The 14424-nt window shown below is 42.2% G+C and carries 11 protein-coding genes; 8 read left to right on the top strand and 3 right to left on the bottom strand.

Annotated features, from left to right (window positions below):
• Window positions 1–88 precede the first annotated feature (88 nt).
• The 3 genes from DCC39_RS09025 to DCC39_RS09015 all read left to right on the top strand — a co-directional run bounded on the left by DCC39_RS09025 (window position 89) and on the right by DCC39_RS09015 (window position 3898).
• A complete protein-coding gene (locus tag DCC39_RS09025) occupies window positions 89–1747 on the top strand; it encodes an SLC13 family permease (RefSeq protein WP_116554562.1) in 1659 nt (552 codons plus the stop codon).
• Between the two features lie 347 nt (window positions 1748–2094).
• Window positions 2095–3393 (top strand): HD domain-containing protein, encoded by a 1299-nt coding sequence (locus DCC39_RS09020; RefSeq protein ID WP_116554561.1) that lies wholly within the window; start codon window positions 2095–2097, stop codon window positions 3391–3393.
• Between the two features lies 1 nt (window position 3394).
• Window positions 3395–3898, top strand: a complete 504-nt coding sequence (locus tag DCC39_RS09015; RefSeq protein ID WP_116554560.1) for a YwgA family protein — start codon at window positions 3395–3397, stop codon at window positions 3896–3898.
• Here the strand turns inward: DCC39_RS09015 and DCC39_RS09010 are convergent.
• A complete protein-coding gene (locus tag DCC39_RS09010; protein WP_133243477.1) occupies window positions 3879–4349 on the bottom strand; it encodes a hypothetical protein in 471 nt (156 codons plus the stop codon). The genes DCC39_RS09015 and DCC39_RS09010 overlap by 20 nt on opposite strands.
• A 305-nt stretch (window positions 4350–4654) precedes the next feature.
• Entirely contained in the window at window positions 4655–5956 is a 1302-nt protein-coding gene (locus DCC39_RS09005) for an NCS2 family permease (protein ID WP_116554558.1), read from the bottom strand.
• 145 nt (window positions 5957–6101) lie between these two features.
• Between DCC39_RS09005 and DCC39_RS09000 the strand changes: the two genes are divergently transcribed.
• On the top strand, window positions 6102–6614 hold the full coding sequence (locus DCC39_RS09000; RefSeq protein ID WP_240613584.1) for a YwhD family protein: 513 nt from the start codon (window positions 6102–6104) through the stop codon (window positions 6612–6614).
• 237 nt (window positions 6615–6851) lie between these two features.
• Here the strand turns inward: DCC39_RS09000 and DCC39_RS08995 are convergent, their stop codons facing one another.
• Complete coding sequence (locus tag DCC39_RS08995) at window positions 6852–8906, bottom strand: transglycosylase domain-containing protein (RefSeq protein WP_116554556.1); 2055 nt, start codon at window positions 8904–8906, stop codon at window positions 6852–6854.
• 296 nt (window positions 8907–9202) lie between these two features.
• Here DCC39_RS08995 and DCC39_RS08990 point away from each other — a divergent pair, with 296 nt between their 5' ends.
• The 4 genes from DCC39_RS08990 to DCC39_RS08975 all read left to right on the top strand — a co-directional run bounded on the left by DCC39_RS08990 (window position 9203) and on the right by DCC39_RS08975 (window position 14310).
• Window positions 9203–9853, top strand: a complete 651-nt coding sequence (locus DCC39_RS08990; protein WP_116554555.1) for a GDSL-type esterase/lipase family protein — start codon at window positions 9203–9205, stop codon at window positions 9851–9853.
• Window positions 9854–9921: 68 nt separating this feature from the next.
• Window positions 9922–10362, top strand: a complete 441-nt coding sequence (locus tag DCC39_RS08985) for a DUF1934 domain-containing protein (protein ID WP_165820815.1) — start codon at window positions 9922–9924, stop codon at window positions 10360–10362.
• Entirely contained in the window at window positions 10359–12029 is a 1671-nt protein-coding gene (gene argS, locus DCC39_RS08980) for an arginine--tRNA ligase (RefSeq protein ID WP_116554553.1), read from the top strand. The genes DCC39_RS08985 and argS overlap by 4 nt, the downstream gene beginning before the upstream one ends.
• 145 nt (window positions 12030–12174) lie before the next feature.
• Complete coding sequence (locus DCC39_RS08975) at window positions 12175–14310, top strand: heterodisulfide reductase-related iron-sulfur binding cluster (RefSeq protein WP_116554552.1); 2136 nt, start codon at window positions 12175–12177, stop codon at window positions 14308–14310.
• Window positions 14311–14424 lie beyond the last annotated feature (114 nt).

The raw sequence follows: 14424 nt of genomic DNA, 5'->3' as shown, positions 1-14424 counted from the left end.
TTGTGTTTAACCGCGTAATATCAACTGAAAAACAAGTTTTTACAAAGAAACTTTTGACAATACGATACAATACGAGGAGGAGAGATATATGGAAAAAAGCTTGCGTGCTATGAGTAATTCATTATGGTCATCTCATAAAAGAACGAAGGAACTATTAACATTTGCAAGTCTTAGGCAACCGAAGAAACAAGCAACTGTTAAAAATTTAAAGAATGCAAAATCCGCTAATTCTGATGGGGGTAATCAGGATCAAGGGAATAAATCTTATTCTACGAGTCAATTGGTAGGCTTGATTCTAGGGCCAGCTCTTTTTTTCATTGCATTATATTTACTGCCGCTACCAGGGTTAAGCGATCCAGGGAGAGCTGTATTAGCGACAACACTATGGCTCTCGACTTGGTGGATATTAGAAGCGATGCCGCTAGGGCTTACGTCTCTACTGCCTATTATTTTATTGCCATTAATGGGAACGATATCTGGAGCCGAGGTTACTGCAAGCTATGGCGACCCAAATATATTCTTGTTCTTAGGCGGATTTGCGATTGCTATCGTCTTGGAAAAATGGTCTCTTCATGAACGAATTGCCCTTTCAATAATTAGTTTTGTAGGTACGAGTACGTCTGGTTTAATTTACGGGTTTATGTTTGCAACAGGATTCTTATCGATGTGGATTTCTAATGTTGCGACTGTTATGATGATGATTCCAATCGGGACAGCGATTGCTTTCAAAGTGGTAGAGCTAATGAAAAAGGAAGGTACCTATACAAAAGAAGAAGACAAAAAATTTACGAAATCAATGGTTTTTGCAATTGGTTTTGGGGGGATCATTGGAGGAAGCGCAACCCTTATCGGTACACCCCCTAATCTTATATTAGCTGGTTTGGTAAAGGAAATGTATGGAATTGAAATCTCTTTTGCGAAATGGTTTATGTTTGCATTTCCAATGATTGTCATTTTGGCAATCTTTACAGCTTTTTATCTAACAAAAGTGGCTTATCCAATGAAGGTTAAAAAATTGGAACAGGGCCGCCAGTTCGTATTAGATGAAAAGAAAGCCTTGGGCAAGATGACTTATGAAGAAAAGGTTGTGGCTGCTGTATTTAGTTTGACAGCTTTCATGTGGCTCACAAGATCCTTTATCTGGACAGATGTTATTCCAGGTATAAGTGATACAATGATCGCCATGACCGGCGCCCTTCTGCTGTATTTAATTCCTGCTTCCAAGAAACATGGTGGCAGAATTTTAGGCGGAGAGTCACTAAAACAAATGCCATGGGGTGTGCTATTACTAGTAGGTGGGGGGCTTGCCATTGCAGCTGGTTTTGCCGAAACGGACCTATCACAATGGATCGGAAGCCGTTTATTGTTGTTAGAAGGAATACCATATATTGCGATTTTAGCAATTACTACTATATTAACAATTGGTATAACACAAATTGCACCAAATACAGCGATTACAACAATTTTCGTTCCGATTGCTGCAACATTGGCCCTAGCAATTAACGTTCATCCACTGCCATTAATGACAGCAGCGGCACTAGGTGCAGGATTCGCGTTCATGCTTCCAATTGGAACACCATCACAAGCGATAGTGTTCGGAACCGGAAAAGTCACGATTATGGATATGCTGAAAAAAGGTACATGGATCACCATTCTAGCAACCGTATTGATTATTACATTCGTGTATTTCTTGTTCCCGGTAGTATTTGATCTTAATTTAATGGAATTTCCAGACGCGTTAAAGTAAATAGGGTTGAGAAGGGAGCACTCGTAGGAGTGTTCCTTTTTTGACAGTAAGAACGATTTCTTCCAATTGAATGACAAAATAATTGTTCAATTTACAAATGACTTTATCGTCATTACACACTAAACATATCCATAAACGTAAAAGACGACAAAGCGTGGCCGCGAGGGGCATAGGTTGAGTTTTCGATGACTCGCCATACGGGTTGAAAAAGAATCGTGTCTTCATTCATCGTTTATTTATCTCCTATTATGTTTTCAGGATGCTATGAAATATTATAGCATGTTTATTTTTCATCTTGATGTATAATACGATTAAGTAGGACAACCTCTGAATGGGGGAAGCTTCTCATGGTAAATAATACGAAACTTCATGAAGAAAAGGTATTCAAGGATCCAGTGCATCGGTATATCCATGTGCGTGATTCTTTAATTTGGGATTTAATAGGGACGAAAGAGTTTCAGAGATTGCGGAGAATCCGCCAGCTCGGAACGACGTATTTAACGTTTCACGGTGCCGAACATAGCCGGTTCAGCCATTCTCTCGGAGTCTATGAAATTGTCCGGCGAATTATCGGGAATTTTGAAGGGTTTCCAGGCTGGAATGAAGAAGAGAGGCTGTTAAGCTTATCAGCCGCCCTCTTGCATGATGTCGGGCATGGCCCTTTTTCACATACATTTGAAAAAGTTTTTCATTTGGATCATGAAGATTTTACGAGGCAGATTATTTTGGGTGATACGGAAGTGAATGCCGTTCTTTCCAAAGTGAAGAGCGATTTCCCACAAAAAATTTCTGACATTATCGCAAAAACGTATGAAAATAAACTGATTGTTAGCCTGATCTCAAGCCAAATCGATGCGGATCGGATGGATTATTTGCTAAGGGATGCTTATTTTACGGGCGTGAGCTACGGGCAGTTTGATATTGAACGGATTTTGCGCGTCATGCGGCCGTGGGAGGAACAAGTTGTTATCAAGTCATCCGGGATGCATGCGGTTGAAGACTATATAATGAGCCGCTATCAAATGTACTGGCAAGTGTATTTTCACCCGGTATCAAGAAGCGCCGAGGTGATTTTAAGAAAGATTTTGCACCGTGTGAAGTTTTTAGCGGAAAGCGGCTATTCGTTTAAAAAGAAAACCGATGCGTTCAATTCATTTTTTTACGGTAACGTCGGTTTACGGGAGTATTTAAAGCTCGATGAATCCATTATGCTGTACTATTTCCAGGCATGGCAAGAGGAACCCGATCCGATTCTGTCCGATCTTTGCAATCGATTTATCAATCGAAAGCTATTTAAATATATGGAATTTAATCCAATGAATGTCAAAGAATGGCTTGCATTGCATGAAGCATTTGAGAACGAAGGAATCGATCCTGATTATTATCTTGTTCTTGATTCATCTTCAGACTTGCCCTATGATTTTTACCGGCCAGGTGAAGAGGAAGAACGAATTCCGATTTATTTATTAAAACCGAACGGCGAACGGCGCGAGCTATCGAGAGAGTCAGAAGTAGTTGAAGCAATTTCAGGCAAGAAACGAACAGACCATAAATTGTATTTTCCAATGGATTTGATCGAAGACTTGTCATCAACTAGCACTGCAAAACAGCTCATCGTTGACTTATTAAAACGAGGGGGAATATGACATGTTGGAAGATCATGTGCGACTAATGATGCTGCTAAAAAATGCCGGAGAAGTGGCCGGCCGAAAGAAGCTGCAAAAAATGGTGTACATCGCGAAGCGGTTGGACTTCCCGTTTAATGAGCGCTATGATTTTCATTTTTATGGCCCGTATTCAGAGGAATTGACGCTAAAAATAGAAGAGCTGTGCAATCTTGGGCTTGTGAAGGAAGTGAAAGAGAAAAAGGGCGGCTATTATCAATACTGTTATTCTTTGACGGATGAGGGGGAGACGTTTTTGTTACATTACGATATGAACATCCCTTTGCTCCATCCGTTCGTTGAAGCATTAAATGGTGAAAGCTCTAGATTTCTTGAACTCGTTTCAACGATTCTTTATTTTGGACAACTTGACAAGCAAGCGATTAAAGAGAAGGTTGCAGTCGTTAAGCGGAAACAAGCTTATTCCGAAGATGAGGTAGAGAAAGGCTTCCGCTATATCGAATCGATTAAAAAAATCGCTCATTAACCGATTGTTTCCCGTTCCTCCTTCTTGAATGGATCAATTCAATGGCTTTTTGGAATATATTGTTTCGCAATAGCAACGCCCAAGTAAGTAGCAAGATAAACATCAGGACGGTTGCAACGAAGATGTAGGCATAGCTAAAAAGGAATGATTTCAATGGTGGCAAAGGACTGCCTGGAAATAGCGTAACGAAGGCAACGGTGAAAAGTTCAAACGAAAGCCCGGTGACGACCGCGATAAAGTAAATACGGAATTGTTTTGCCCTTGAGAGAAGAAAGCGATAAACGAGATGAATGGAAAGCGTCGAAACGACCAAGGCAATAAAGACCGAAGCGATGGAACTGTGCGTTAATTTTTCGTTCATGATGTAAAAGAGGCTTGTAATGAATCCTAATCCGATGCCATAGAATAAGAAGCGGTTTTTTATAAAAAACTTTTTCAACATTCTCATCACAAGCCAGCCCCTTCTCCAAAGAAAAAATGTACATACCTTGATTTCCGTCTTTTATAAAAGGATAAATTGGCAATTCGCCAGTTTACCTCTGACCTCCAAGAAAGACGCGTCAGCGTTTTTCTTAAAAATAAAAAAGTATAAATTTGTCTCTTTCGCAAATTTAAACCAGTCCGGCCTCTGACCTCCGAGCTCCGAACAAGAACGCATCAGCGTTTTTCTTATATGTATATACCCTTGCAAGCAAAAAAATAACAAAAAGGGCCATCTACTACCTTCTTTTTGGTAATAGATGGCCCTTTGCAACATTATATATGCGGCAAGAATGCAAGTTGATAGAAAAATAATATGGCGAAAATATACATAAGAGGATGGACTTCGCGCCATTTCCCTTTTGCAAGTTTCATCAACGGGTAAGAAATGAAGCCGAGAGCAATCCCTGTCGCAATGCTAGATGTGAGCGGCATGCTAAGAATAATAAGGAAAGCAGGAAAGGCTTCATCAAATTGTTCCCAATTGATTTTCCCTAAGTTTCCCGCCATCAACCCGCCTACAACGATTAACGCTGGAGACGTAATTGCGGATAAACTTGATACCGCGCTTACGAGCGGGCCGAAAAAAGCCGACGCGATAAACAAGACACTTACAACAAGTGTTGTTAGGCCTGTTCGGCCGCCGGCAGCTACGCCGGTTGTCGATTCAATGTAAGCGCTCGTTGGGCTTGTCCCAAAAATCGATCCAACCGTTGTGGCAACAGAATCAGCAAGCAATGCTTGGCGTGCCTTTGGAAGTTTGCCGTTTTTCATAAGGCCTGCCTGTTCAGCTACTCCAATCATCGTTCCAGTCGTATCAAAGACAGTCACAATTAAAAAGGAAAAGACAACGGCATACAAGCCGTATTCAATGACGTCCACAACTGCTGTAAAAGGATTTCCGAAAACGAATAAATCAGGAACGGAAGGAATGGAAACAATCCCTTCAGAAAAAGAAAGTTGGCCGGTGAAAAATGCGATAATACCCGTTATAACCATTCCGATAAATAGGGCACCGTTTACGTTCATTGCATATAAAATAAGAGTAATCCCAAGGCCTGCGAGCGCTAGCATCACCGATGGGGAATGCAAATCACCGAGTGTAACGAGATTCTCGGGATGATCCGCAATGATGCCTGTCATTCGCAAACCAATAAAAGCAATAAATAAACCGATGCCTGAAGTGATGCCAAGCTTTAAGTTGGCTGGTATCGCTTCAATCAATTTCTCGCGAAAGGGCGTTAAAGATAATATAATAAATAAAATACCAGCTACAAACACAGCGCCGAAAGCAACATCGTACGGAATATTTGCTTGCCCGACGACTGAAAAAGCGAAGTAGGCATTTAATCCCATGGCAGGCGCTACGGCAATTGGATAATTTGCAAAAAGTGACATCCAAAGCGTCCCGACGACAGAAGCGATAATCGTCGCCAAAAAAACAGTGTTAAATGGAACCCCTGCGGATGATAAAATGATCGGATTGACGACAACGATATAAACCATCGTCAAAAAGGTTGTCAACCCTGCTAAAATTTCTGTTTTTGCTGTCGTATTGTGTTCTCGTAAGTTAAACATGGTCGTCCTCCCAAAAATCGAACGGTAGTGAGATGCCTTAAATATAGTATTCGTTTCTAGAGGCAAATGCAAGGAGAACCGTGAACGTGAAAGAATTTTTTTAACATGCTAATATTAAAATTAAACAATGCTGGAGGGATTCGTGATGAAAGATATTTTTAGCAACGATAATTCACAATTCAATATTGTCAGCGGCGATTCAACAGACGGCCACGGCGGTTTTGGCGTTGGAACGTTTACATTGAACAATATGACCCCTGTTTTTGTTGACATTGAAGCAGGTGAAGCATTTATCGATGTCGGTGCCATGCATGCGAGAAGCCGTGTTGAAAAGCGAGTTAAATTTTTGCCTGATAAAGACGCCGTACCGGATGCAAAACCTTATTGGCTCGTATGGGTTACTGTTGAACGAAAGGAAGAAGGCCCATATTATGCAGGGGTTACTGCGTGCGAAATGACGGTAAACAAAGAATTAAAACGCGGATATAAAAACTTTCCCGATCATGTGAACAAAATGGATAAATCAAGAAAAGGCCAGATCATTGTAGAACATATGGATGATAAATCAAAAACGATTTTGAAAAACTTTTTGGAAGACTTTGATTCAGAGATGTGGCAGCGTTCAAGCAAGGAATTAAAGGATGGCCTAACTGTGTAACAAATGAAAAAATGACATGAGTGTGAATCTTTTATGAATAATAAACAAAGGATCTTGTCGTTCTGTAAACGAACATTTAAAATAAATGTTACATGTGTAAGCGAGCTGAAAAAATTCGGATCCGTCTTCCGAATGTAAAAATCTACACATGTTACTAGGACAAACCGGCGCCCGCAGTGAATGCTGCGGGCGCCGGTGTTTTATCCAGATGTCAGAGGCCAGAGTCCGGAGGCCGGATTAATCCGAACGTTTGAAAAGTTTTTCCCACCATTTTTTCTTCTGTTCTTCTTTCGGCAGTGGCTGTTCTTTTGTATGAGTTTCATGTTCAGTGCAATACTCATTCGGCTCGGAACCTTTTACATAAAAAGCATACCGCGAAGTTGGGCAGCTGTCTGTTGCTCGTTTGCCCGTTTTTGGATCAATGCGAACGCCGATCACATTTTCAGTAGGTTTAAAGTTTGCCACTGGCTCTGCTTTCAACGCATCTTCCATAAAATTCACCCAAATTTTTTTAGCATACCCTGTATCATTAATGTTGTGCAGTTTCTTTTCTTTGTCGTAACCAACCCAAACTGCGGCAACAAGCTGTGGTGTATAGCCAATCATCCAACTGTCAGTTGAAGTTGTGCCGGATTTGCCCGCCATCGGCCTCGTTAACAGATGTTGGATAGAAGATCCGGTTACACTCGTATGTCCGTTAAGGCTTGGATCAAACATGCCTGTCAGCAAAGCAGTTGTCACAAAGGATAAATCTTCATCAAGCACTTGCTTCGGTTTCGCTTTTCTTTCGTAAATGATATTTCCGTTTGCATCCGTCACTTTTTCGATGAAATGGGCTTCTGCCTGTTTGCCGTTGTTGGCAAGAAGAGCGTAAGCACTTGCCATATCAAAGACAGTGACCGGTTCAGTTCCAAGGGCGAGGGAAGGCACCTTTGAAAGCTCGCTTGTAATGCCCATCTTTTTCGCTGTATCGACAAGTTTGTCTTGGCCAATCAGCATATGTGTTTTGACCGCATAGGTGTTATCGGAAAGGGCGATGGCCTGTGCAAGTGTAATAAAGTCATTTGCGTATTGATTCTCAAAATTTGCTGGTGTATACGTATCTTTTCCATCATTAAACCGGAACGTAGTTTTTTCGCTCAATAGTGGTGTGGAAGGGGTGAATCCATACTCGAGCGCCGCATAGTATAACAATGGTTTAAATGTGCTGCCTGGTGCCCGTTTTGCTTGAAGGGCGCGATTGAATTTGCTTTTTGTATAGTCCCTTCCGCCGACGAGGGCTTTGACAGCTCCTGTTTCGGGTTCAATAGCGATGAAAGCTGTTTGCAGTTCTTGGTTATCTTCCATCGTATTTTCAACCCATTTTTCGGCCTTCTCTTGCATTTCCGGATCAAGCGTTGTATAAACATGCAAGCCTCCGGCTTCCACGGTTGCAGGGCTTAAATTTACGTCATTTAGAAGCGCTTCTTCAACAGCATCAAGGAAATAAGGCGCCGCTTCCTTATCCTTTTCATGTTCACGATTAAGTTTAATTTCTTCTGTCTTGGCGCGTTCTCGTTCTCCCTCCGTAATGTATCCACCCTGGGACATTGCTTCAAGCACGGTTTCCTGCCTGTGCTTCGCCTTTTCAAGAGAATGTTCTGGAGAATAGTGGCTCGGCCCTTTCGGGATGCCCGCAAGCAAGCTTGCTTCTGATAGCGTCAGCGATTTAGCTGATTTCTGGAAATAGTAATGCGCCGCTTCCTCAACCCCGTATGCCCCATGGCCGTAGTAAATCGTATTCAAGTAGCCTTCAAGAATTTCGTCTTTCGAATAATTGAGTTCCAGCCTTATCGCATACAGCGTTTCCGTTATTTTTCGTTTCCAAGTCTTTTCATGGCTTAAAAAAAGATTCCTGGCATACTGCATCGTGATCGTGCTTGCACCTTCCACCTTCGCTCCCGCTTTCAAGTTCGCCAAGGCCGAACCGAAAATTCTTTTCATATCAAAACCAAAATGATCGTAGAATCGTTTATCTTCAACCGCAACCGTAGCTTCGATTAATTCGGGTGAGATTTCTTCAAGCGGTACCCACTCTCTTCTTATCCCCGTCTGGCTGCTTTTTCCGATGACAACATTATTTTTTCCATAAAAAGTGCTATTTACCGGTACTTTCAAAGGAGGAGGCCCCATTACTTTCGCATAGCCGTACAAAAGGACGAGCATTGCAAACATGGCCATCGCAATAAGCAGTGCAAACCGGATAATAAATCTAGCAAAAGGATTTTTTAATCGACGAATCCCTATGTTCATCTATTCACCCCATCAATGTCAAAAAAATCAGTTATCATCCAGTATGGAAAATTTTCTATGATTCTAAACATTTCATATGAAGTGCGTGTTCAAAAAGGGGCTGAATCAGGCGCAAGCAGATCGAGAAAAATAGGTCATCGTAGTAGCCGCCCGCCGCCCCTTCCAGAGTTATGGCGAATACGTTAGTAACAAGGAGGCATTGAAAAAATGAGAGGATCGAGTAAAATTTGGCATGGGAAAACTCTTAAAATTGAACCAAATACGAAACCTGGCATGGAATGGCTAGATGATTCAAAATGAATGCTTGTCATCGTACACTTCATTATGCGGCCTTAGGAGATTCTCTTACTGTAGGCATCGGCACCATTTTGTTTCAACCAAACTTTGTCGACTGGTATGTTAGATTTTCGGAAAAAGCGTTGTGCGCCCCAATCGTGTGGTCAAATTTTGCCCATTCGGGCGCAACAATAAAAGAGGTCGTTGAACGTTTGAATCATTTTCCAATACGTAAAGCAGTGGAGAGAGCGGAGATCATTACAATGACTGCAGGCGGAAATGATTTAATCCATGCAGCTTTTGATTTTTTTAAGACAGGGAATGAAAAAGCAATCGAACATGATTTAATAGAGAGCCAAGCGAACTGCCATGAGTTGGTTGAATGTATTTACAATATAAAAAAAGAGGCGAAACAGCCTTACATCATAAGAACGATCAACCTGTATAATCCCTTTCCTGAATATGAAATCGTGGACAGGTGGGTGAGAATGTTCAATGCCCATGTTGAATCTTGTTTTTCAACACTTCCAAACTCAAAAATAGCGGACGCATATTCTCTTTTCAAAGGGCATGAACATGAATGGCTGAAGGGGGTTCACCCAAATGAAGCCGGTTATTTTCAAATGGCAAAAGCCATTCATCGTTTAGGCTATATCCCCCTCATTCATTGATTGAACACACAGTAATCGGTATAATGAAAAAGTTAAAGATGAGCGCTTGTGAAAGGGATGTGCATCTTATGGCAAAACCATTTAGCCAGACGCAAGCTAGCCTGACAATTGAAACAACGATCGAGATCGACTCGGCCATTGAACGCTCACGCAACATTGTCGATGGAACGGTCTACACAAAGGATGGCACGACGGTTTGCTCTTACAAGGAAGCTGCCGAGAACGGCGAAATCAGCAATATTGTAAAAATAAACCAAAACGCCGTTACGATCATCCGAAATGGGTCGGTCGCTATGCGCCAACCATTTATCATCGCTTGCGAGACAAATGGTTCGTATCACACACCTTTTGGTTCGCTTGCGACGAAGGCGTTGACGAAAGATATTCAGTTTGAGTGGGATAGGAAAAGGGAAGTGGGTTCGCTTCTCCTTGCTTACGATCTATGGATGCAGGAAAATCACACTGGTTTTTTTACAGTAAAGATACATATGGAGGGTGTTCGGAAGTGAATATAGTCGAAACCGTAAAGGATCAATTAAAAGAAGAGCTATATCAGTCAATTGAAAAGGCAGGCCTTGCCAAGCGGGAAGAGGTTCCAACAATCGTCCTTGAAACCCCGAAAGAAAAAGCTCATGGCGATTATGCGTCAAATATTGCAATGCAGCTTGCAAGAGTAGCAAAAAAGCCGCCGAGAGCGATCGCTGAGGCAATCGCAGCAAATATCGATAAACAGAAAGCTTCCATTACGAAAATTGATATTGCGGGACCAGGTTTTATTAACTTTTTTCTCGATAACCAATACTTAACTGCCGTCGTTCCTGCGATTGTTGAGGCAGGTGACCGATACGGGGAATCTGAATTCGGAAAAGGAAGCAAGGTTCAAGTCGAATTCGTCTCAGCGAATCCGACAGGAAGCCTCCATCTTGGACATGCCCGGGGCGCCGCCTACGGCGACTCGCTTTGCCGCATTTTAGACAAAGCAGGCTATGACGTGGCCCGTGAGTACTATATTAACGATGCAGGCAACCAAATCCACAACCTGGCATTGTCTGTTGAAGCCCGGTACTTTCAAGCGCTAGGATTGGAAAAAGAGATGCCGGAAGACGGTTATTTTGGAGAAGACATCATCCAGTTCGGAAAGGCGCTTGCTGAAGCAGAAGGCGATCGCTACGTTTCGATGGATGAAAAAGAACGCTATGCATTTTTTAAACAATACGGCCTTGAAAAGGAAATTGATAAGCTTAAAAAAGATTTGGAAGATTATCGGGTGGAATTTGATCAATGGTTTTCGGAAACGTCTCTTTACACTTCCGGAAAAATTGATGAAGTGATTGAAAAGCTAAAAGCACGCGGTGAAATTTACGAAAAGGATGGTGCGGTTTGGTTTCAATCAACCAAATACGGTGATGATAAAGACCGCGTTTTAATCAAACAAGATGGTTCGTATACGTATTTGACCCCTGATATTGCTTATCATGAGGACAAGTTCAAACGTGGTTTTGACACGCTTATTAACGTATGGGGCGCAGATCACCACGGCTATATTCCACGCATGCGGGCTGCAGTTGAGGCGCTTGGCTACGATTCAAGCCGATTTAAAGTGCAAATTATCCAAATGGTAAATTTAATGAAAAACGGCGAAAAAGTAAAAATGAGCAAACGAACAGGAAAAGCTGTGACATTGCGCGAACTGATGGAGGAAGTTGGAATCGACGCGATGCGTTGGTTTTTTGCGATGAGGAGCTCCGACTCCCATCTTGATTTCGATATGGACTTGGCTGTCTCGAAATCAAATGAAAATCCCGTCTATTATGTCCAATATGCCCATGCCAGAGTGTGCAGCATTTTACGCCAAGGGGAAGCGCTTGGTTATGATTATAAAGAAAAGCATGATCTATCCAGCCTAACATCCGAAAAAGAAAAAGAGCTTTTGAAAAAGCTTGGTGAGTTTCCTCAAGCGGTTATCGAAGCTGCCGAAAAGTTAGCTACGCAACGAATGACAAATTACGCTTTCGAACTTGCTTCTGCCCTGCACAGTTTCTACAATGTCGAACGGGTGATTGATCAAGCGCATCCTGAAAAAAGCAAAGCAAGATACCAACTTATGAAAGCCGTTCAAATTACACTTCATAACGCGCTATCCCTGCTTGGCGTCTCAGCGCCTGAGCGCATGTAATCTTACCGAAACCGTGGGGCAAGCAATAATCCTCCACGGCGGCTTTTTTTTGCTCAAACGTTTGATTAAGAAATAGCATGAAAGCATAGTTTGCAAATTTACTAGAATTTTGGTTAAATAAAGCTAATAAAAGGGGGATATGGTTATGAATACACTTCTCGTGGTAAACTTGATTGCAACGATTGCGATTATTGCATACGCAGTTTATCTGTTTGCCTACGTGGTTAAATCTAGAGTGGAATTTATTAAACTTGGTAAAAAACCAGAGTTCCGCTTAACGACAAACGAAAGAATCCAAAACATCATGGTCTATGTTTTTGGGCAGAAGAAGCTTTTGAAAGACAAAAAGAGTGGAGCGATCCACGTCATGTTTTTCTATGGCTTTATTCTCGTTCAATTTGGTGCCATCGATGTCATTTGGAAAGGGTTGAATCCTGGAAGCCATCTGCCGCTTGGACCGCTTTACCCGGCATTTACATTCTTCCAGGAAATCGTAACCCTTATGATTTTGGTTGCCGTTGTATGGGGTTTCTATCGCCGGTACATTGAGCGGATTCCGCGTCTAAAACGCACAATTTTCGCTGGCCTTGTTTATTATTTTATCGGAACATTGATGGTGACCGTTCTTCTGTCAAACGGTATGGAAATTATTTGGCACGGAAGCGAATTGTCATGGGCAAGCCCAATTGCTTCAGCCATTGCATTTGCATTTCAAGGAATTAGCCCTACTGCTGCTGCCACTGTATTTTATATCGCCTGGTGGCTTCATTTGCTTGCCTTGCTTTCTTTCTTAGTGTACGTTCCACAAGGAAAACATGCTCACTTAATTGCGGGGCCTGCAAACGTATGGCTTGGGCGTACACAGCCGGTTGGAAAGCTTGCATCGATTGACTTTGAAGATGAAACGCAAGAAGTATTCGGTGTGAACAAAATTGAAGATTTTAACCAGAAGCAGCTTGTGGACTTGTACGCATGCGTGGAGTGCGGGCGCTGTACGAACATGTGTCCAGCAACAGGAACAGGCAAAATGCTGTCTCCAATGGATTTAATTTTGAAGCTTCGCGACCATTTAACGGAAAAAGGCGCGGCAGTCACTTCAAGAACGCCGTGGGTTCCGGCTTTTGCATTCTCGAACACACATGGTAACCAAATTGCCTACCAAGCACGTGCTGCTCATAATGAAGCAGCTGCTGCAAGCGAAGGTCAAATGCTTGCTCAAGCCATTGTTGAAAATGATCTGATTGGCAACGTCATTACAGAAGAAGAAATTTGGGCTTGTACAACTTGCCGAAATTGTGAAGACCAATGCCCAGTGATGAATGAACATGTTGACAAAATTATCGACATGCGCCGCTACCTTGTCCTTACAGAAGGAAAGATGGACCAAGAAATGCAGCGTGCGGTCATGAATATCGAACGCCAAGGCAACCCATGGGGAATTAGCCGCAAAGAGCGTGAAAACTGGCGCGACCTGCGCGATGATGTTCATGTTCCTACTGTAAAGGAAATGGAAAAAGCCGGCGAAGAATTCGAATACCTCTTCTGGGTTGGATCAATGGGTTCTTATGATAACCGAAGCCAAAAAGTCGCTCTTTCATTTGCTAAAATTATGAATGAAGCAGGCATTAAGTTTGCGATTCTCGGAAACAAAGAAAAGAACTCAGGGGATACGCCCCGGAGAATTGGAAATGAATTCTTATTCCAAGAACTTGCCCAAAAGAATATTGAAACGTTCCAAAAACACGACATTAAGAAAATTGTGACGTGTGACCCGCATGCATACAATACATTGAAAAATGAGTATCCAGAATTTGGCCTAGAAGATGTTGAAGTATACCATCATACGGAATTGCTTGCCAAGTGGGTGAAAGAGGGATTAATTAAGCCAGTTCATGAGGTAAATGAAACCATTACGTACCATGATTCATGCTATCTTGGCCGCTATAATGAAGTGTATGAGCCGCCAAGAGAAGTACTGAAAGCGATTCCTGGCGTCAAAGTCGTAGAAATTGAACGAAACCGTGAGACCGGTATGTGCTGTGGTGCAGGCGGCGGGTTAATGTGGACGGAAGAAGATACAGGTTTCCGTATTAACGTTGCACGTACAGAACAAGCACTCGCCGTAAATCCAACTGTTATTTCCAGTGCTTGCCCATACTGCCTGACAATGCTTAGCGACGGTACGAAAGCAAAAGAAGTGGAGGACTCTGTCCAAACACTTGACATTGCAGAAATTCTTGAAAAATCTATTGTCAAAACTGAAGAACAAGTAGTAAACTGAAACTAATATATGAATTTAAAGATAGAGTTCTCAAAAAAATAGGGAACTCTATCTTTAAAAAAGAAACCTGAGCGACTGCTCAATCAGTTATTGAAAACGCTCGCTTTATTTGTG

This window comes from Pueribacillus theae, assembly GCF_003097615.1.
Taxonomy (GTDB): domain Bacteria; phylum Bacillota; class Bacilli; order Bacillales; family UBA6769; genus Pueribacillus; species Pueribacillus theae.
Note: the sequence above shows the minus strand (reverse complement) of the source record. Positions and strands in the feature narration are given on the sequence as shown.